Source organism: Bradyrhizobium sp. UNPF46 (assembly GCF_006658625.1).
GTDB classification, from domain to species: domain Bacteria; phylum Pseudomonadota; class Alphaproteobacteria; order Rhizobiales; family Xanthobacteraceae; genus Bradyrhizobium; species Bradyrhizobium nitroreducens.
Map to the genome: position 1 here is coordinate 110,456 of NZ_LFJB01000010.1, position 18,383 is coordinate 128,838.

At 65.1% G+C, this 18,383-nt stretch carries 17 protein-coding genes; 9 read left to right on the plus strand and 8 right to left on the minus strand.

What is annotated here, in order from left to right; all coding sequences use genetic code 11:
- Positions 1 to 13: 13 nt before the first annotated feature.
- Genes UNPF46_RS06250 through cysG form a run of 5 tightly spaced genes read right to left on the minus strand, consistent with a single transcriptional unit; the run spans position 14 to position 4,649 of the window.
- Entirely contained in the window at positions 14 to 745 is a 732-nt protein-coding gene (locus UNPF46_RS06250; protein WP_142249449.1) for a phosphoadenylyl-sulfate reductase, read from the minus strand.
- Complete coding sequence (locus UNPF46_RS06255) at positions 742 to 1,257, minus strand: DUF934 domain-containing protein (protein ID WP_100176125.1); 516 nt, start codon at positions 1,255 to 1,257, stop codon at positions 742 to 744. The genes UNPF46_RS06250 and UNPF46_RS06255 overlap by 4 nt, the downstream gene beginning before the upstream one ends.
- Complete coding sequence (locus UNPF46_RS06260; RefSeq protein ID WP_142249450.1) at positions 1,244 to 2,899, minus strand: nitrite/sulfite reductase; 1,656 nt, start codon at positions 2,897 to 2,899, stop codon at positions 1,244 to 1,246. The genes UNPF46_RS06255 and UNPF46_RS06260 overlap by 14 nt, the downstream gene beginning before the upstream one ends.
- Before the next feature lie 11 nt (positions 2,900 to 2,910).
- Positions 2,911 to 3,228: a DUF2849 domain-containing protein gene (locus tag UNPF46_RS06265; protein WP_142249451.1), complete on the minus strand. Its 318-nt coding sequence runs from the start codon at positions 3,226 to 3,228 to the stop codon at positions 2,911 to 2,913.
- Entirely contained in the window at positions 3,225 to 4,649 is a 1,425-nt protein-coding gene (cysG, locus tag UNPF46_RS06270; protein WP_142249452.1) for a siroheme synthase CysG, read from the minus strand. The genes UNPF46_RS06265 and cysG overlap by 4 nt, the downstream gene beginning before the upstream one ends.
- A 244-nt stretch (positions 4,650 to 4,893) precedes the next feature.
- Between cysG and cysD the strand changes: the two genes are divergently transcribed.
- From cysD to UNPF46_RS06290, 4 genes are all read left to right on the plus strand, one after another.
- Complete coding sequence (gene cysD / locus UNPF46_RS06275; protein ID WP_100181053.1) at positions 4,894 to 5,688, plus strand: sulfate adenylyltransferase subunit CysD; 795 nt, start codon at positions 4,894 to 4,896, stop codon at positions 5,686 to 5,688.
- Between the two features lie 20 nt (positions 5,689 to 5,708).
- Complete coding sequence (gene cysC / locus UNPF46_RS06280) at positions 5,709 to 7,625, plus strand: adenylyl-sulfate kinase (RefSeq protein ID WP_142249453.1); 1,917 nt, start codon at positions 5,709 to 5,711, stop codon at positions 7,623 to 7,625.
- A gap of 291 nt (positions 7,626 to 7,916) precedes the next feature.
- The gene (locus tag UNPF46_RS06285) at positions 7,917 to 10,082 is read left to right on the plus strand and encodes a malate synthase G (RefSeq protein WP_142249454.1); all 2,166 of its coding nucleotides are present in this window, start codon (positions 7,917 to 7,919) and stop codon (positions 10,080 to 10,082) included.
- Positions 10,083 to 10,211: 129 nt separating this feature from the next.
- On the plus strand, positions 10,212 to 10,412 hold the full coding sequence (locus tag UNPF46_RS06290; protein ID WP_028178419.1) for a CsbD family protein: 201 nt from the start codon (positions 10,212 to 10,214) through the stop codon (positions 10,410 to 10,412).
- A gap of 87 nt (positions 10,413 to 10,499) precedes the next feature.
- On the opposite strand, the gene UNPF46_RS06295 is transcribed toward UNPF46_RS06290, so the two are convergent.
- A complete protein-coding gene (locus tag UNPF46_RS06295) occupies positions 10,500 to 10,655 on the minus strand; it encodes a Thivi_2564 family membrane protein (RefSeq protein ID WP_008546817.1) in 156 nt (51 codons plus the stop codon).
- A 269-nt stretch (positions 10,656 to 10,924) separates the two neighbouring features.
- On the opposite strand from UNPF46_RS06295, the gene UNPF46_RS06300 reads away from it, so the two are divergent.
- Positions 10,925 to 13,018 (plus strand): methyl-accepting chemotaxis protein, encoded by a 2,094-nt coding sequence (locus tag UNPF46_RS06300; protein WP_142249455.1) that lies wholly within the window; start codon positions 10,925 to 10,927, stop codon positions 13,016 to 13,018.
- Between the two features lie 244 nt (positions 13,019 to 13,262).
- Here the strand turns inward: UNPF46_RS06300 and UNPF46_RS06305 are convergent, their stop codons facing one another.
- Both UNPF46_RS06305 and UNPF46_RS06310 read right to left on the minus strand, forming a co-directional pair.
- Positions 13,263 to 13,913: a DUF2865 domain-containing protein gene (locus tag UNPF46_RS06305; protein WP_142249456.1), complete on the minus strand. Its 651-nt coding sequence runs from the start codon at positions 13,911 to 13,913 to the stop codon at positions 13,263 to 13,265.
- Between the two features lie 20 nt (positions 13,914 to 13,933).
- Entirely contained in the window at positions 13,934 to 14,710 is a 777-nt protein-coding gene (locus tag UNPF46_RS06310; RefSeq protein WP_100176117.1) for a L,D-transpeptidase, read from the minus strand.
- Between the two features lie 208 nt (positions 14,711 to 14,918).
- On the opposite strand from UNPF46_RS06310, the gene UNPF46_RS06315 reads away from it, so the two are divergent.
- The 4 genes from UNPF46_RS06315 to UNPF46_RS06330 all read left to right on the plus strand — a co-directional run bounded on the left by UNPF46_RS06315 (position 14,919) and on the right by UNPF46_RS06330 (position 18,352).
- Positions 14,919 to 16,031, plus strand: a complete 1,113-nt coding sequence (locus UNPF46_RS06315; RefSeq protein WP_174718835.1) for an AI-2E family transporter — start codon at positions 14,919 to 14,921, stop codon at positions 16,029 to 16,031.
- 78 nt (positions 16,032 to 16,109) lie between these two features.
- Positions 16,110 to 16,481, plus strand: coding sequence for an ElaB/YgaM/YqjD family protein (locus UNPF46_RS06320; protein WP_100181052.1), 372 nt, complete (start codon positions 16,110 to 16,112; stop codon positions 16,479 to 16,481).
- A gap of 91 nt (positions 16,482 to 16,572) precedes the next feature.
- Entirely contained in the window at positions 16,573 to 17,028 is a 456-nt protein-coding gene (locus UNPF46_RS06325) for a hypothetical protein (RefSeq protein WP_100176115.1), read from the plus strand.
- Positions 17,029 to 17,209: 181 nt separating this feature from the next.
- Positions 17,210 to 18,352: an OpgC domain-containing protein gene (locus UNPF46_RS06330; RefSeq protein ID WP_100176114.1), complete on the plus strand. Its 1,143-nt coding sequence runs from the start codon at positions 17,210 to 17,212 to the stop codon at positions 18,350 to 18,352.
- The last annotated feature ends 31 nt before the right edge of the window (positions 18,353 to 18,383 follow it).

Consider the following 18,383-nt stretch of genomic DNA (forward strand, 5'->3'; position numbering starts at 1 on the left):
CAGTGCGGCTGTACTACGAAATCTTCATCGTGTGGATGCCGCATTCTGTCTTGGCCCGGCCGCGCCAGCGACCGGCGCGCTCATCCTCGTCGTCGGCCGTTCTGCTCGTGCAAGGCATACACCCGACCGACCGGAATCCGGAGGCGACCAAGGGGTGACGCGGCAATTTGGCGCGGACAAAGATCGCCTCGAGTTCCTCGCGCGAGACGTTGGCGAAGGGATTGAACTTCAATCGCGCACCGTCGTCCTCGACGACGGCAATGTCGGCACGCGCGTTGCCCTGGAAGCGCTTGCGGCCGTTCAGCCAGGCCGAGAACGGCTCGAGCGCACGCGCCAGCGGTTCCACCTTGCGGATGCGGCAGCAGGCGTCGGGATCGGTGAACCAGAGCTCGCGGTCGGGATCTTCGCGCGACAAGGCCTCCTCGGCCGGCTTGATCGAGCGAACGTCCTTCAGGCCGAGTGTCGCGATCAAAGTATCGCGGTAGGCCAGCGTCTCCTCGAACAGCCATCCGGTATCGAGGAAGATCACGGGGATCGCCGGGTCGACGTCCGCCATGACCTTCAGCAACGTCGCCGATTCCGTGCCGAAGGACGACACCAGCGCCAACTTCTCGCGCCCGACCGTCTTCAGCGCCGCAGCGACGATCTCGGCGGGCGAGGCATCGCGCAAGCTCCGATCGAGCTCCTTCGCCGAAGGCAGTGCAGAAGCAGATACCGGCGTGAGCTGGGACGCGATGACGTTCACGTGCCGACACCCTCGGAGTGACGCAGCTGCATGCGCCGGTGCAGGGCCGTGATGCGGCCGTCGCCAGTCGGCTGGTAGAACACCGAATAGCGCTTGGCCGTCTGCATGAAGGCTTCCGCATCGGCCTGCTTCTTGACCTCGAAGGAATCGAAGCCGGCACGCAGCATGAACACGAACTGATCGCGCAGGATCTGTCCGGTGGCGCGCAATTCGCCGCGGTAATTGTAACGCTCGCGCAGCAGGCGGGCCTGGCTGTAGGCGCGCCCGTCGCGGAAGGTCGGGAACACCAGCGCGACGGCGGCGATCCTGCCGAGATAAGGCACGAGCTCGGAGATGTCGCGGCTGTTGGGCCAGATCACGCCGACCTTGCCCGAACGATTGAGCAGCGCATCGGCTTCGCCGATGAAGCGCTCGGCCGGCACCAGGATGTCGCCGCCCTCGGGCAGTGGCGTGTCGACGGCCAGCTTGGCGAAGCTGTCGTCGGTGATCTTTCCGCCTTTAACGAGTGGCATAGACGCGCTCCTTGAAGGGTTCGACGCCGAGACGCTTCACGGTGTCCATGAACAGCTCTTCGGGCCGCTCGCGCAGCGCCAGATAGGCTTCCACGATGTCCTCGATGACGTCGGCGACCTCGTCGAACTTGACGCCCGGCCCGATCAGGGTGCCGAGCGCGGCGTTCTCGTCGGCGCGGCCGCCGATGGTGATCTGGTAGACCTCCTCGCCGTTCTTCTCGACGCCGAGAATGCCGATATGGCCGACATGGTGATGGCCGCAGGCGTTGATGCAGCCGGAGATGTTGATGTGCAGCCGGCCGATCAAATTGGCGAGCTCGTGATTGGCAAAGCGCCGCGTCAGCTCCTGCGCGATCGGGATCGAGCGCGCATTCGCCAGCGAGCAATAGTCGAGACCCGGGCAGGCGATGATGTCGGTGATCAGGTTGACGTTCGGCGTCGCGAGCCCGAGCTTGTCGAGCGCCTTCCACAGCGCCGGCAGATCGCGCTTGGCGACGTGCGGCAGCGCCAAATTCTGCTCGTGGCCGACACGTATCTCGCCGAAGGAAAATTTGTCGGCGAGATCGGCGAGCGCATCCATCTGCTCGGCGGTGGCATCGCCCGGGGGCCCGCCGGTCGGCTTCAGCGAGATCGTGACGATGGAGTAGCCCGGCACCTTGTGCGGAGCCACCGAGTTCTTGCGCCATGCCTCGAAATCGAGATCGGCCGCGGCCTGCCGCAGCTCGTCGGGCATGTGCGGCAGCTTCTCGTAAGCCGGATAGGTGAAGCGCGAGCGGATGTCCTCGATCACCTCGTCGTCGATCTGGAGCGAAGAGTTGCGGATGTGCTGCCACTCCGCCTCGACCTCGCGCGAGAATTTCTCGATGCCGAGCTCATGCACCAGGATCTTGATGCGCGCCTTGTAGATGTTGTCGCGGCGGCCGTACTGGTTGTAGACGCGCAAGATCGCCTCGATGTAGCTGAGGATGTCGCGGCCGTGCACGAAGTGCTTGATGGTCTTGGCGATGAACGGCGTGCGGCCGAGCCCACCGCCGACCAGCACCTCGAAGCCGGTCTCGCCCTTCTCGTTCTTGATCAGGCGGAGGCCGATGTCGTGGATCTTGATCGCGGCGCGGTCGTGATCCGAAGCGGTGATCGCGATCTTGAACTTGCGCGGCAGGAACGAGAATTCCGGATGCAGCGTGGTGTGCTGGCGGATCAACTCCGACCAGATGCGGGGATCCTCGATCTCGCCCGGCGCGACGCCGGCCCACTGGTCCGAGGTGACGTTGCGCATGTTGTTGCCGGAGGTCTGCATCGCATGGATGCCGACCTTGGCGAGATCCTCCAGCGCGTCCGGCAGCTCGGCGAGCTTGATCCAGTTGAACTGGATGTTCTGCCGCGTGGTGAAATGTCCGTAGCCGCGATCGTACTTTCGCGCGACGTGGGCGAGTGCCCGCAACTGGTTCGTCGCCAGCGTGCCGTAGGGGATGGCGACGCGGAACATGTAGGCGTGCAGCTGCAGATAGACGCCGTTCTGCAGGCGCAGGATCTTGAACTCGTCCTCGGTGAGCTCGCCGGAAAGGCGTCGCTTCACCTGGTCGCGGAACTCCGAGACGCGCTCGTTGACGAGCGTGCGGTCGATTTCGTCGTAAGCGTACATAAGAGAATGCCTTACACCTGGGCCGACTGTCCGATGGTGACACCGGTACGGCGGATCTGTTCGCGCAGATTGCCGGGCTCGATCTTGCCGTCCGCGCCGACCTGCACCGGGGCGATATAGGGTCCGATCGCGCCGACGTCATCGGCGACGGACTCCGCAAGCAACGCCTTGGCTTCGTCGGAGTTGCGTACGATCGCGGCCTCCGACAGGTCCGCAGACCAGCTCTTGGTGGCGGTGCGATAGACGACGACGCCGTCCCAGGTCCGGTTGGCAGTCACGATCGAGGGGCCGGCGATCTTGATCTTCTTCTGTTCGAGCGGGGAGGTCATTCGGCTGCATCCAATAGGTCAGAGATGATTTGGGTGGGTGTCTGGCGGCGAAGCGAACCGGCATGCCGGATCACCTCGCCGATGATGAGAATGGCGGGACCGCCGTCGGCCCGCCGTGCGAGCTCGGGCAGATTGCCCAGCGTGCCGATCGCGCCTTGCGCGTCGGGGCGCGTGACGCGGGCGAACACGCCGACCGGCGTCTCCGGCGAGCGGCCGGCGGCGAGCAGGCCCGCACGCACGGCAGGTGCAGCGGACACGCCCATGTAGACGACGATGGTCATCCGCGTGTCGGTCAGCGTCGACCAGTCCACGGCTTCCGCGTCGCGCGCCTTGTGCGCGGTGAGGAAGGTGATGCGGGTCGCTTCGTGGCGGTAGGTCAGCGGCACTTCGAAATCGGCGGCGCCGCCGAGTCCCGCGGTGATGCCGGGAATGATCGAATAGGCGACGCCTGCGGCGCGCAGCGCCTCGACCTCTTCGCCGCCGCGGCCGAACACGAAGGGATCGCCGCCTTTCAACCGCACGACGCGCTGGCCGGCCTGAGCGGCTTCGATCATGCACTGGTTGATGGCGTCCTGGCCGATGCCGGGCTTGCCGATGCGGCGGCCGACGGCAACGCGCGTGGTGTCGCGGCGGATGCGGTCGAGAATCTCGGGCGAGACCAGCTCGTCGTGGAAGACGATGTCGGCATCCTGCAACGCGCGCAGCGCCTTGATGGTGAGGAGATCGGGATCGCCCGGACCGGCGCCGACCACCGCGACCGAGCCTTCCGGCTTGTCCGCGCGCGCGAATGCCGAGGGATCGGCAATCGCCTCCAGCGCAGCGCCCGCCTCGCTCTTGCGGCCGGCGAGCACGGATGCGCCGATCGGACCGTCGATCACGCGCTCCCAGAAACGGCGGCGCAGCGGAAACTCGGCGATGCGCTCGTTGATGGATTTGCGGAAGCCGCCGATGAACTCGGCGAGTTCGCCGATGCGCGCAGGCAGCAGCGCCTCGATCTTCTCGCGCACGCGCCGCGCCACCACCGGCGAGGAGCCGCCGGTGCCGACCGCGACCACGACATCGCCGCGATCGACGATCGCCGGGAAGATGAAGCTGGAATGTTCGAGATCGTCCATGACGTTGACGGGAAGGCCGAGCGACTTGGCGCGCGCCGACATGGCAACGCCGAGATCACCCGCGCCCGCGCAGACGATGGCGATGACGCCTGCGAGATCGGCGGTCAGCGGATCGCTTGTCGCGATTTCGATACGAGCGGCGGCGTCCGCGCCGGGATTGAAATCCTGATTGCCGTCGATCGCATGCACACGGATGCGCGCTCCGGCCGCGGCGAGCACGCGCAATTTTGCGCGCAAGAGCTCGCCCGCGCCGATGAGAACCACCGGACCGGCCTTGAGATCAAGAAACACCGGCAAGAACCGCATGCGATACTCGCTTCCCCCACATCCGGGGTTGACTGGAATTATTTTCTATATATGTGTCGTTTCTAGCGCGCAAAGAGAAATTTTTTCTTCTCTTCCTCGTCGCGACTATAGAATTTTCGCCTCCAAACGCAAAGTGGCAGAGATGCATCTTCTCAGGGACGATTCCGCAGCTATCGGAATGAGCAGCAAAGCCCCCCTCGCACGCGCGGGCTCGCAAGAATTTTCTGTCGATGTTGCACCGAGCATGGACCATCTCGACCAGCTCGAGGCTCAGAGCATCTACATTTTCCGCGAGGCCTTCGCTCGCCTGAAGAAGATCGCCCTGCTGTGGTCGCTCGGCAAGGATTCCAACGTCATGATCTGGCTGGCGCGCAAGGCGTTCTTCGGCCGCATGCCGTTTCCCGCTCTCCATGTCGACACCGGCAAGAAGTTTCCGGAGATGTACCGCTTCCGCGACCACTACGGAAAGGAGTGGGATCTCGATCTGCGCGTCGAGCCCTGCCCGCCCATCGATGCCGTCGATCCGACGCTGCCGCCGGCCGCCCGCTCCGCCGCGCGCAAGACCGAAGGTCTCAAGATGGCGCTCGCCAAGTATGGCTTCGACGGCCTGATCGCCGGCATCCGCCGCGACGAGGAGGCGACGCGCGCCAAGGAGCGCGTGTTCTCGCCGCGCGGTCTCGAGGGCAATTGGGACGTGCGCGACCAGCCGCCGGAGTTCTGGGATCATTTCAACGCCTCGCCGCCGCAGGGCGCGCATTTGCGCATCCATCCGATCCTGCATTGGACCGAGGCCGACATCTGGGCCTACACCAAGCGCGAGAACATCCCGATCATCCCGCTCTATCTGTCGAAAGACGGCAAGCGCTACCGTTCGCTGGGAGATCAGGACATCACCAATCCCGTGAATTCGACGGCGTCGACCATCGACGAAATCCTGATCGAGCTCGAACAGACCAAGGTGCCGGAGCGCGCCGGTCGCGCGCTCGACCACGAGACCGAGGACGCCTTCGAGCGCCTTCGCGTCGCCGGCTATCTCTGATTCAACGACGCGAGCGCGACATGAACATGATCGTCACCCCAACCTCGCCCGCCACGCCGAACGGCACCACCCGTCCGCAGGTCCGCATCGTCATCGTCGGCCATGTCGACCACGGCAAGTCGACGCTGGTCGGCCGCCTCCTGCATGAGACCGGCAGCCTGCCCGACGGCAAGCTGGAAATGCTGAAGGCCGTCAGCGCGCGGCGCGGCATGCCGTTCGAATGGTCGTTCCTGCTCGACGCGCTGCAGACCGAGCGCGACCAGGGCATCACCATCGACACCACGCAGATCCGCTTCCGTACCAATTCGCGCGACATCGTCCTGATCGACGCGCCGGGCCACGCGGAATTCCTGCGCAACATGATCACCGGCGCTTCGCAGGCCGACGGCGCAGTGCTGATCATCGACGCGCTCGAGGGCGTGCGTGACCAGACCAGGCGGCACGGCTATCTGCTGCATCTGCTTGGCGTGAAGCAGGTTGCCGTCGTCGTCAACAAGATGGATCGCGTCGATTTCTCGGACCTGCGCTTCAAGGCGATCAGCGACGAGATTTCCGCCCATCTCAACGGCCTCGGCGTGACGCCCACGGCGGTCATTCCGATTTCGGCGCGCGATGGCGATGGCGTCGCCGAGCACACCGATCGGATCGGCTGGTACAAGGGACCGACCGTTGTCGAGGCACTCGACGCCCTCGAACCGGCGCGGCCGCTGGAATCTCTGGCGCTGCGCCTGCCGGTGCAGGCGATCTACAAGTTCGACGACCGCCGCATCGTGGCGGGCCGCATCGAATCCGGGAGCCTCACTGCCGGCGACGAGATCGTGATCATGCCGGCCGGCAAGATCGCCAAGATCAAGACGGTCGAGAGCTGGCCTGTGACGCCGGTCGCGGGACGACAAGGAGCCGGACGCTCGGTCGGCATCACGCTCGACCGCGAATTGTTCATCGAGCGCGGTGACATCGTCGCCCATGCCGGCACCGCGCCGCGCGAGACGCGCCGGCTGCGCGCGCGCATCTTCTGGCTGCACGACAAGCCGCTCGCCAAGGGCGACCAGTTGCTGGTGCGCTGCGGGCCGAAGGAAAGCCGCGCGACCGTTGTCGCCATCGAGAAGGCGGTCGATCCCGGCGAGCTCTCGAGCAGCGAGAACAAGGCGATCGGCCGCAACCATGTCGGCGAGATCGACATCTCGCTTTCGAATCCGATTGCCACCGATCCCTACACCGACAACCCCCGTACTGGACGTCTCGTGATCGAAGTGTCCGGGCGTATCGCCGGCGGCGGCCTCGTGCTGTCGGTCGATGCCGGCCAGCGTGCCGTGCCTGTCGACATCGTGCCGGTGGAATCCGCGCTGCGTCCCGACGAACGTTCCGCACGCTATCAGCACAACGGCGCCGTGGTCTGGCTCACCGGCCTGCCCGCTTCGGGCAAGTCGACGCTGGCCAAGGCGCTGGAGCGGCGTCTCTTCACCAATGGCGGCTCGCCGATCCTGCTCGACGGCGACACGCTGCGCGCGGGCCTCAACAGCGATCTCGGCTTCGCCGCCGCCGATCGCAGCGAGAACATCCGCCGCCTCGCCGAAGTCGCCACGCATCTGGCGCGCAACGGCCACATCGCGATCGTCGCCGCGGTCTCGCCCTCCCGCGAAGACCGCGCCGCCGCGCGCCGCATCGCCGACACCGCCTTCCGCGAGATCCACGTCGCAACCCCTGCCGAAGTGTGCGAGGAGCGTGATCCCAAGGGCCACTACAAGAAGGCCCGTGCCGGCACCTTGGCCTCGTTCACCGGCATCGGCAACGACTACGAGGCGCCGCAGGCGGCCGAGCTCGTGATCGACACCTCGACGCGGACGGTCGCCGAGGCCGCCGACGAGATCGAGCGCATGCTGAAGACATCAGGCGTCTTGTTCGACGAAGTCGTGGACCTCGCCGCGAATATTTGAGGCCGCCCGCCCTCCGCTGTCGTCGCCCGGCTTGACCGGGCGACCCAGTATTCCAGAGACGGCGTTGGGATATTGAGAAGCCGCGGCGTACTGGATTCCCCGCTTTCGCGGGGAATGACGGCTGTGTGCCGGACACCCCCTTTCCTTGACATTTTGACAACTTATGTGGGTCTTCTCACCGCCCCGATTTTGGGGCTAATAGGGCCCCGAAAGCCGCCCTCGATGGGCGCATTTTGCTGCTGTCGGGTCAAAAGCAGCCAAAAACAGCCATTTCCAACAAGAAAGCCCATCATGAAACGCGTCGACGCCCACGGATTGAAGATCGCCCCCGTCCTGTTTGACTTCATCGCCAAGGAAGCGGCCCCGAAGACGGGGATCACGCCGGACGCGTTCTGGGCCGGGGTTGCCGCCATCATCAAGGACCTCGGGCCGAAGAACCGCGCGCTGCTGGCGGTGCGCGACACGCTGCAGGCCAAGATCGACGACTGGCACCGTGCCAACAAGGGTAAGGCGTTCGACCTCAACGCCTATACCGCCTTCCTGAAGGAGATCGGCTATCTCGTGCCGGAGCCGGCGACGCAGAAGGTCGAGACCGCGAATGTGGACGAGGAAATCGGCAAGATCTGCGGCCCGCAGCTCGTCGTGCCCCTCACCAACGCGCGCTATGCGCTGAACGCGGCGAACGCGCGCTGGGGCTCGCTCTATGACGCCTTCTACGGCACCGACGCAATCCCGCAGGATCCGTCCGAGAGTGGCAAGGGCTACAACAAGGCGCGCGGCGACAAGGTGATCGCCAAGGCCAAGGCGTTCCTCGATGCCGCCGTGCCGCTGGCGACCGGCAGCCACACCGACGTCACCGCCTATAGCGTCGTCGCAGGCCAGCTCGCGGTGAAACTGAAGAGCGGCAATGCCACCGCGCTGAAGAACGCCGCGCAATTCGCGGGCTTCCAGGGCGATGCGGCTTCCCCGAGCGCAGTGCTGCTCGTCAACAACGGCCTGCATGTCGAGGTCAGGATCGACCGCAGCAGCGCGATCGGCAAGGACGATCCGGCCGGCGTCGCCGACATGATCATGGAGTCCGCGGTCTCCACCATCCTCGACATGGAGGACTCGGTCGCCGCGGTCGATGCCGAAGACAAGGTGCTGGTCTACCGCAACACGCTCGGCCTGATGAACGGCACGCTGTCGGCCGACTTCGAGAAGGGCGGCAAGACGCTGACGCGCTCGCTCAACGCCGACCGCTCCTACAAGACCCCCGACGGCAAGGGCGAGCTCAAGCTGCACGGCCGCAGCCTGCTCTTGATGCGCAATTGCGGTCACCACATGTTCACCGACGCGGTGCTCGACGAGAAGGGCGAAGAAGTCCCAGAAGGCCTGCTCGACGCCGCGGTCTCCGGGCTTCTTGCCATTCATGACTTGAAAGGCAACTCCAAGGTCAAGAACAGCCGCACCGGATCGGCCTATATCGTCAAGCCGAAGATGCATGGTCCGGACGAGGTGTCGCTGACCTGCGAGCTGTTCGACCGCGTCGAGAAGATGCTCTCGCTGCCCGAGAACACACTCAAGGTCGGCATCATGGACGAGGAGCGGCGCACCACCGTCAACCTCAAGGCCTGCATCCAGCGCGCCTCCAAGCGCATCATGTTCATCAACACCGGCTTCCTCGACCGCACCGGCGACGAGATCCACACCTCGATGGAAGCGGGCCCGATGATCCGCAAGAACGAGATGAAGGCGCAGGCCTGGATCAAGGCCTATGAGGACTGGAACGTCGACATGGGCCTGACCTGTGGCCTGCCCGGCCACGCCCAGATCGGCAAGGGCATGTGGGCCGCGCCCGACAAGATGGCGGACATGCTTGCCCAGAAGCTCGGCCATCCGCAGGCCGGCGCCACCACCGCCTGGGTTCCCTCGCCGACCGCGGCGACGCTGCACGCGCTGCACTATCACCAGGTCAACGTGACCGCGCGCCAGCAGGAGCTGACCAAGGGCGGACCGCGCGCAAAGCTCTCGGACATCCTCACCATTCCGGTGTCGAAGTCGAACTGGGCGCCCGACGACGTCAAGCAGGAGATCGACAACAACTGCCAGGGCATTCTGGGCTACGTCGTGCGCTGGATCGACCAGGGCGTCGGCTGCTCCAAGGTGCCCGACATCCACGATGTCGGCCTGATGGAAGACCGCGCGACCTTGCGCATCTCCAGCCAGCATCTCGCCAACTGGCTGCATCAGGGCGTGATCACGGAAGCGCAGGTGATGGAATCGCTGAAGCGCATGGCCGTCGTCGTCGACAAGCAGAATGCCGGCGATGCCATCTACAAGCCGATGGCGCCGGCCTTCGACGGCGTCGCCTTCAAGGCCGCCTGCGATCTCATCTTCAAGGGCCGCGAGCAGCCGAACGGCTACACCGAGTACATCCTCACCGCCCGCCGCCGCGAGGCCAAGGCGCTCGGCTGAGGGAAGTCACGGCAATGTCAAAAGCCCCGGCGCGAGCCGGGGCTTTTTTGTCGACGAAACGTCGCGGCGCGCCGCGGAACGGCTGAGCGCGCCTCGCGTTGTCCGGCCATCAACCCGTGGGAGATGGTCATGGACTGGAATCGGATCGAAGGAAACTGGAAGCAGTTCAAGGGATCGGCGAAGGAGAAGTGGGCCAAGCTCACCGACGACGACCTCACACTGATCGAGGGACGCCGCGAGCAGCTCGAGGGCCGGCTCCAGGAACGCTACGGCAAGGCCAAGGACCAGGTTCGTCAGGACGTCGACGACTGGCTCAAGGGGCTGCACTGAGCGGCACGAACGAAGCCCCGGCGAAAGCCGGGGCTTTTTGTTGCAGATAGCCCGGACGGCTCGCTCATCCGGGCTACGTGACCGTCGCTAGAACACCGCGAGATATTTCAACAACGACACGATGCCGATGATGATGACGATCACGCGCGCGATCTGCTTGGCGCGGCCGTCCATCGGCAACATGTTGATGAGATAGAGGACGAGAATAACGACGAGAAAAGTGACGAGCACGCCCACCAGCATCGGGATACCCCCTTCAGGCAAAATTGCGATCCCTGCTCTAACTCCTGTCACCCGCCCTGGTTCCGCACAGGCAACCCGTTGCAACTTCTAGTAATTCCGTATTTCTACAGGGCCGCCGGGCGCCTAAAACTTTACCCTTTTGCTCTCAGATGCAGAAACCATGCGGGTGTTGCACCCCGAATGGCATGCGATTGCCGACCTGCTGCGCCCAATGTCTCGATGTTGCCGGGCGTCTTCTGATTTTGGACATGGGACTTGGGGGGATTTCGATGCTCAATCGTCTGACCGTATCCGCGTTGCTGAAGGCGGTAATCGCAATCACGTCGGCCTGCGTGGTGATCGCGCTCTCGCTCACCGCCCACGAGTCCTGGGATCGGTTGAGGACCGCCACCCGCATCTCCCAGATTACGGATGCGTCCGCGGACCTGTTCAAGGCGATGCACAATCTGCGCACCGACCGTTCGACCACCAACCGGCTCCTCAACTCGACCGAGCCAATGGACGCGGAGATCGAGAAGTATCTGCGGGCGATCCGCGACGCCGAGATGCCGGCGATGGCGCACGCGCTGGAGCTGCTGCCGGCGATGGACTTTCCGCAATCCGTCGCGCTGGTGCCGGAGTTCGCGCGCCTCTACAAATCGGCGAGCGAGCAGCAGAAGCAGTTCTGGGAGGACGTCGTCAAACCGAAGGACCAGCGTCGCGCCGGCCTGCCGAAGGCCTATATGGAGACGACGCAGGGCCTGCTCGACACGCTCGACAAGCTTTCGAACGCCCTCGCCGCCACCGTCAACCACCAGGACGCCACGATCGACCAGCTGCTGTCGATCAAGCAGAACGCCTGGCTGCTCCGCAACACCGCGGGAGAAGCTTCGCTGATCGTCTCGACCGGTCTTGCTGCCGGCAAGATCACACCCGAAGCCCGCAACAACTACACCCAGCATGTCGGCGGCACGTCGGCGATGTGGAAGGCGCTGGAGTTGTCGACTTCGGGAATGCAGTTGCCGCCCGCGCTCGCCTCCGCCCTGGCCTCTGCCAAGACCGCCTATTTCGAGCCGCAATATCTGACCCTGCGGGACCGCCTCGCTGACACGCTGGTCAAGGGCGAGAAGGCCGAGATGACGGCCAATCAGTGGAGCCCGCTCACCGTCGGCCGCCTGTCCAGCGCGGTCGCGGTGGCGGAAGCCGCTCTCGACGCCGCCAAGGTCCATACGCTGGAGCAGCGCGGCGCCGCATTGCGCGCGCTGATCGTGCAGCTCGTGCTGCTTGCGCTCGCCATCGGACTTGCCGCAGGCGCGATCATGCTGGTCAGCCGCCGCGTGATCCGTCCTCTCAACACGATCCGCGACGCCATGCTGAAAGTTGCGGGCGGCGATCTTGCCGTCGACAGTGGCTATCTCGATCGGCAGGATGAGATCGGCGCGCTTGCCGGCGCGCTGGAAACCTTCAAGCAGCAGGCCACCGACAAGCTGAGGATCGAACAGCAGGAGCGCGAGCGCAATGCCGGCGCGATCGCACGCCAGCGCGCCGTCGAAGCCTATGTCGGCGAGTTCGAGGGCGCCGTGCGCAAGACGCTCGGCGAATTGAGCGATGCCTCCGGCGAGATGCGCAAGACATCCGGTGACCTCTCCGCCGTGTCGCGCCAGACCAACGACCGCGTGCAGGTCGCCGGCAAGGCTTCCAACGACGCCTCGATGAGCGTCGACAGCGTGGCCGCGGCCGCCGAAGAGCTCTCGGCCTCGATCAACGACATCAGCCAGCAGGCAGCCCATGCCGCGGGCATCGCCGGCCGCGCCGTCGCGCAGGCGCGCGAGACCGACGGCACCGTGCAGGGGCTGGCAAAGTCGGCGGGCCGCATCGGCGAGGTCGTCGGGCTCATCAACACCATCGCGGCACAGACCAACCTGCTCGCGCTCAACGCCACCATCGAAGCCGCGCGCGCCGGCGAGGCCGGCCGCGGCTTTGCCGTGGTGGCCTCCGAGGTGAAATCGCTGGCCAGCCAGACGGCGAAGGCGACCGAGGAAATCTCCGAGCAGATCGCCGACATCCAGAAGGTCGCCGGCGATGCCATCAACGCGATCCAGACCATCGGCGGCATCATCGGCGAAGTGAACGAAGTTGCGACCGCGATTGCCGCCGCCGTGCAGGAGCAGGGCGCGGCGACCCAGGAGATCACCCGCAGCACCCAATATGCGGCTCAGGGCACCAAGAACGTGTCGGACAACATTACCGGCGTCAAAGCCGATGCGGATGCTGCCGCCGCGGCCGCCGACAATGTGAAGCAGGCATCCGAAATGCTGGAGACCCAGAGCCGCCAGCTCGGCCACGAGGTCAGCGACTTCCTGGGCAAGATCCGCGCGGCGTAAGGCCGGGGGCGGCCTTCGGCTCGCGCCACAAGCTCCCATGTCATCCCCGCGAACGCGGGGATCCTAACCCCGGGGAGTGGTTTGGCACGAGGCGGCAACCACGAGTCTTCGCCAAATCCAATCCTGTGGCTATCGCGACGAGCGCAAGCGCTCGCGCTGGGATCCCGGATCTGCGTTTCGCTCGTCCGGGATGACGGTGTTTGTGGGGCGGCTAGCGCCGGCAAATCAGCCGGCACCCGCGCGCCTATTCCTTCGCCACCACCGGCACCTGGCGGAATTTGGCGCGCACCGAGTCCGGCAGCGGCGAGAAATTCATCGCGACGCCGCGGCGGTCGTTGGCATTGCGGTTGGCGACCACGAGGCCGTCGGCACTGGCGACGATGTCACCCCTGCGCAGGGTGGGATCGTCCTCGACCTTGACCTGAGCGAGCCCGACCGGATCCTTGCCGTTGCAGGTGCAGCCCGCGACGATCTCATTGCGATAGCGATACGCGTTCGGCATTTCGGAATAGGATTTTCCCTTATCCGAGGTGGCGTCGTCGATGTCGCCGCCATAGACCAGCGAGGTTTCGGAAGCCGGGCAGAAGCTCTTGCAGGATTGCGCCTTGCTCTCGGCATCATTGCCTTGCGCCGGGAAGTAGCGGCCATCGCAGCCACGCACGCAATAGGCGGTGCCGCCGCCATAGGAGGCCCGCTGGCGCGGCGCGTCGTATCGCGGCATGTCGTCATTGGGGAACGGCACCCGGATCTCCGGCGGCGACCGCATCCGGAAGCCGCCAAACAGAGCCGAGAAGAAATCCTCCGCATGTGCCGCTGGCGCCAATGCCAGCCCGGCGGAGACGACAATCAGGATCGCCGCACCGCCGGCCACTTTGCCAATCAGGCGTCTGCTCATGTGACCTCACTCAATCCGACTTAGTTGACGGCCGATGGCGCCGAAATATTCAGCGCCTGCCGCCCCGAGGGCAGCGTCGTCACGGCCGGACGCTTGCGCACGGGGTCGCCGCCTCTGGCCATCAGCGGAGCGTTCTTCGGCAGCACCACGACCTTGGCACCGACATTGACGCGACCGAACAGGTCGATGACGTCCTCGTTGGTCATGCGGATGCAACCCGAGGAGACGAACTTGCCGATCGTGGAGGGATCGTTGGTGCCGTGGATGCGGTACTCGCTGGAGCCGAGATACATCGCACGCGCACCGAGCGGATTGCCGGGACCGCCGGCGACGAAGCGCGGCAGATAAGGCTGGCGCGCAATCATCTCGGCCGGCGGATGCCAGTCCGGCCACTCCGCCTTGCGGCTGACGCTCTGCACGCCGGACCAGGTGAAGCCTTCACGGCCGACGCCGACGCCATAGCGGATGGCGCGGCCGTTGCCGAGCACGTAATAGAGATAGGTGTTGTTGGTGTCGATCACGATGGTGCCGGCCGGCTCGCTGCGGTCGAAGCCGACAATTTGCTTGCGCAGGCGATCGGGCAGCTGGGCATCCTCATCGGCCGCCTGCGGTGCCTCGTTGACCGCACCCTGCGAATACGCCTGGTCCGGCGGGTAGGCCTGTGGCTGTATCGGCGCATAGCCGAACGTCTGCGCGCTCGCGCCGCCGAACGGCACCGCGAGAAGAGCGGTTGCAAGAGCGAATGCGGTGACGACGCGCGGCGAAAAGCTGCGACGGACTGCAGAGAACTTTGTCATGTGCTGCCCCGTGAAGTGTGTGCATCAGGGTGATGCGCTGCCCAATGAACTCCGCGAGGGCGCCCCAAGTTCCGGTGCAGCGAGCGGCAGCCATGTCACAGTCAAGCGAGCCCGGCTTCACGATGCCGCGATGGAACCGCCGCGCTTCTGGCGCATTATCGGTCGTCAAATGGGCGCGCGGACGAGGCTTCCGTGCGGGAGAGAGATTGTGCGCGTCCTTCCGAGTGAACGTCCGAGTCCCGGCAACAGCGAAGGCGATCCGCTTCCCGACAGCCGCAGTGAGCTGCCGCCGGTCATCCGCCGCACGGAGTTCGTCGCCTTTGCGCTTGCAGGCTTGCTGCTGATTGCCTTCGTCACCGTGCTCTACGTTGGCAGGGCTTTCTTCCTGCCCGTGGTGATGGCCTTCGTCACCGGCACCATGCTGTCGCCGGCGGCGGGCTTTCTGGAGCGGTACAAGGTCCCGCGCGGACTGGGCGCCGCTCTGATCGTGGCCGCGGGGACCACCGTGGTCGCTTTCGTGGTAGCGCTGATCGCCTCCCCGGTGATGGAGTGGAGCACGCGCTTGCCGGAGCTCGGCGCGCAACTCAAGGACAAGATGCACGTGTTCGACCGGCCGCTTGCGCTGTGGCGCGAGACGCAAGCCATGATCGGCGGCTCGGAAGGGTTGCCGAGCTTCCAGATGCCGAAGGTCGAGTGGGTGCAGCCGACCCTGGAATTCCTGTCACCGACCTTTACCGAATTCCTGCTGTTCTTCGTCACCCTGATCCTGTTCATCGCCAGCTGGCGCGACCTGCGGCGCGCCATGATCATGATCTTCAGCGATCATGACGCGCGGCTTCGCACACTCCGGATTCTCAACGAGATCGAGGTGCATCTCGGCAATTATCTCCTGACCGTGACGCTCATCAACGTCGGCGTCGGTGTCGGCACCGGTCTCATCTGCGCGCTCACCGGGATGCCCAATCCGGCCGGGCTCGGCGCGCTCGCAGCAGCGCTCAACTTCATCCCGATCATCGGGCCGGTCGCGATGTTCGCGGTGCTGGTCGTGGTAGGGTTGGTTGCCTTTCCGACCATCGGCGGCGGCCTGATGGCGGCACTTGCCTTCGGCGGTCTTACCTTTCTGGAAGGGCACTTCATCACCCCGGCGATCATCGGCAGGCGGCTCGCGCTGAATGCACTCGCAGTCCTGCTTGCGCTGGCGTTCTGGACCTGGCTCTGGGGCCCGATGGGCGCGTTCCTGTCGTCTCCGCTGCTGATCGTCGCGCTGATCCTCAAGGAGCATCTGTTGCCGTCGGATTCGCCGCAATTGCCGCAGGCCTGACCGGTTTCCGCAAACGGAACTTCCCCGGTGACGAAACGTTTTCCGGCTATCTCAGCCGTCAACAGTTTGGAGCTCCCGATGTCCGCGACCAGTACCGAAGCCGGGATGAGTGACTGGACCGACAAAGCCACCAGAGAACGCCTCGAAAAGGATGTAGCAGCCGTGAAAAGCGATATCGCCGCCCTCACCGACCAGATCACCGACGCGCTCAACAGTTTTGCCAATTCCACGAGCAGGCAGGCCCGTCGCGGCTACCGCCAGGCGCGCGAGAACATGGATACCGCGATCGACGACGTGTCGGAGCGGGGCGGCGCCATGATGGATGCGGCCCAAGAGGCTTACGGATCGATCGAGGAGACGCTCGAAGACGCGATCACGCAACGGCCGCTCGCGACCGTCGGCCTCGCGCTCGGGATCGGCTTCCTGATCGGCGCCGCCTGGCGCCGGTGAGATCGCGGAGGTAGCTCGAAGTGGCGGCGCCGGCGCGCCGCCGCTCTCGACCCGTGACGGTTTGGCTTGTGGGGATTTGAGGAGCGAGGCCATGTTTCAGCGCATCATCGACGGGATCAATGCATCCGCCGGCACGACTGTGCGGCTGACCTCGCTCGCTGCAGGCGCGGCCCTCGCGCTGTTCGTCACGACCTGTTTCCTTTGTGCCGCCGCCTTCATCTCGGTCCTGGAGAAATATGGCCCGGTGCAAGCCTGTCTTGCCGGCGCAGGCATCTTCTTCCTGCTGACGCTGACTGCGGCGGGCTCCTATTGGGGCTACAAGCGCGAGGTTCAGAAGCGCGCCCAGATCGCGGCCGAGCGTGCCGCGAAGTCGGCGGCCTCGAGCATGCTCGCGGACCCCATGCTGCTCGCCACCGGGCTCCAGATCGTTCGTGCCATCGGCGTCAAGCGGCTGCTACCGATCCTGGCGATCGGCGGCGTTGCCCTCGGCATCATGGCGAGCCGCGCCGGCGCATCCGACGAGGTCTCGGCCGAACCGGCCGAATAAGGACGGGACGACGTTAAGAAAATTTCGTCGCAAGAGGAGCGCGGGCGCACGGCGGCAATCATTTGTCCGTTCTGCGCAATTTTCTTTGAGCACCCGGCCTTCGCTCACGCAAACGCTACTCGGATGGGCAGGCGGTTGCCGCTAAAAGCGTCGCCCCTGATTCCAAAAGTCATTTTTCCCGATGAAACCGTCCGTCCAGGCGAATCTTGCCGCATTCCGTCACGACGCCAGGCTGTATTTGACGCTCGGCATCGCCAATTGGTCGGTTTTCGTCGACCACATCCCGAACAACGTCGTCAACCTGCTGACGCTGCGCAATTTCGGCTTCAGCGGCGCCGCCGACCTGTTCGTGTTCGTGGTGGGTTACGGCGTCGCGATCATCCACGGCCGGATCGCACTGGAGCGCGGCTATCTCGTCGCCGCGACGCGCATCTTCCGCCGCGTCTGGCGGCTTTATGCCGCCTATGTCGTGCTGTTCGTGATCTATATCGACACCATCGCCTACGTGGCGTCGCAATCGATGGCGCCGGAGATCATCCACGAATACAACATTTCGGGGATTCTCGAGCATCCGCTGCGCATCCTCGTCCGCGGACTCGTGCTCCAGGAGGAGCCGCTGAATCTCGATCTCCTGCAATTGATGATCCCGCTGATGGCTTTCTTTCCATTCGCGCTGTGGGGCCTGTTGCGGCGGCCGAACGTGACCCTGGCGGCGTCGGTCGCGCTCTATCTGGCCGCGCGCTGGTTCGACTGGAATTTCCGGGTCTACCCGGACCAGGAATGGACCTTCAATCCGCTGTGCTGGCAGATGCTGATGGTGCTCGGGGGCTGGTTCGCCGTGACAGGCGCATCGGGGCGCGTGCTGCGCGAGATGGGTTGGCTGCGGATCCTCGCCGCGAGCTATCTCATCTTCGCGATGGCGGTCACCTTGCTGCGCCATTCGCCGGCATTGTCCGCTTACCTGCCGGACTTCCTGCTCGACAGCATCGCGCCGACCGACAAGGAAAACCTCGCGCCCTACCGCGTGGTTCACTTCCTCGCACTCGCCCTGCTGGCGACCCATCTCATTCCGGCCGATCACCCCGGCCTGCGGTTGAAGCCGCTCCAGGCGGTCATCAGGTGTGGTGAGGAATGGCTCGCGGTGTTCTGCGTCGGCGTGTTCCTGTCTTTCGCCGGCCATCTCATCCTGATCACCAGCGCCAATCTGGTGGTGATGCAGATCGTGGTGAGCCTCACCGGCTTCGCCGCGATGACCGCGGTGGCCTACTACGTCGCCTGGTCGAAGTGGCAGGATCTGCCCGCGGCCTTGCGACAGCAGGCCTAACGCACGACCGATTTCCCTAGGCCGGCCGCTG

Bases quoted from the DNA above. Each gene is read 5' to 3' on its own strand.
- UNPF46_RS06330 (WP_100176114.1), top strand. From the start codon at position 17,210: ATGAAACCGTCCGTCCAGGCGAATCTTGCCGCATTCCGTCACGACGCC.
- UNPF46_RS06290 (WP_028178419.1), top strand. From the start codon at position 10,212: ATGGACTGGAATCGGATCGAAGGAAACTGGAAGCAGTTCAAGGGATCG.
- UNPF46_RS06305 (WP_142249456.1), bottom strand. From the start codon at position 13,913: ATGAGCAGACGCCTGATTGGCAAAGTGGCCGGCGGTGCGGCGATCCTG.
- UNPF46_RS06265 (WP_142249451.1), bottom strand. From the start codon at position 3,228: ATGACCTCCCCGCTCGAACAGAAGAAGATCAAGATCGCCGGCCCCTCG.
- UNPF46_RS06295 (WP_008546817.1), bottom strand. From the start codon at position 10,655: ATGCTGGTGGGCGTGCTCGTCACTTTTCTCGTCGTTATTCTCGTCCTC.
- cysG (WP_142249452.1), bottom strand. From the start codon at position 4,649: ATGCGGTTCTTGCCGGTGTTTCTTGATCTCAAGGCCGGTCCGGTGGTT.
- UNPF46_RS06325 (WP_100176115.1), top strand. From the start codon at position 16,573: ATGTTTCAGCGCATCATCGACGGGATCAATGCATCCGCCGGCACGACT.
- UNPF46_RS06310 (WP_100176117.1), bottom strand. From the start codon at position 14,710: ATGACAAAGTTCTCTGCAGTCCGTCGCAGCTTTTCGCCGCGCGTCGTC.
- UNPF46_RS06260 (WP_142249450.1), bottom strand. From the start codon at position 2,899: ATGTACGCTTACGACGAAATCGACCGCACGCTCGTCAACGAGCGCGTC.
- UNPF46_RS06255 (WP_100176125.1), bottom strand. From the start codon at position 1,257: ATGCCACTCGTTAAAGGCGGAAAGATCACCGACGACAGCTTCGCCAAG.
- UNPF46_RS06285 (WP_142249454.1), top strand. From the start codon at position 7,917: ATGAAACGCGTCGACGCCCACGGATTGAAGATCGCCCCCGTCCTGTTT.
- UNPF46_RS06320 (WP_100181052.1), top strand. From the start codon at position 16,110: ATGTCCGCGACCAGTACCGAAGCCGGGATGAGTGACTGGACCGACAAA.
- cysD (WP_100181053.1), top strand. From the start codon at position 4,894: ATGGACCATCTCGACCAGCTCGAGGCTCAGAGCATCTACATTTTCCGC.
- cysC (WP_142249453.1), top strand. From the start codon at position 5,709: ATGAACATGATCGTCACCCCAACCTCGCCCGCCACGCCGAACGGCACC.
- UNPF46_RS06300 (WP_142249455.1), top strand. From the start codon at position 10,925: ATGCTCAATCGTCTGACCGTATCCGCGTTGCTGAAGGCGGTAATCGCA.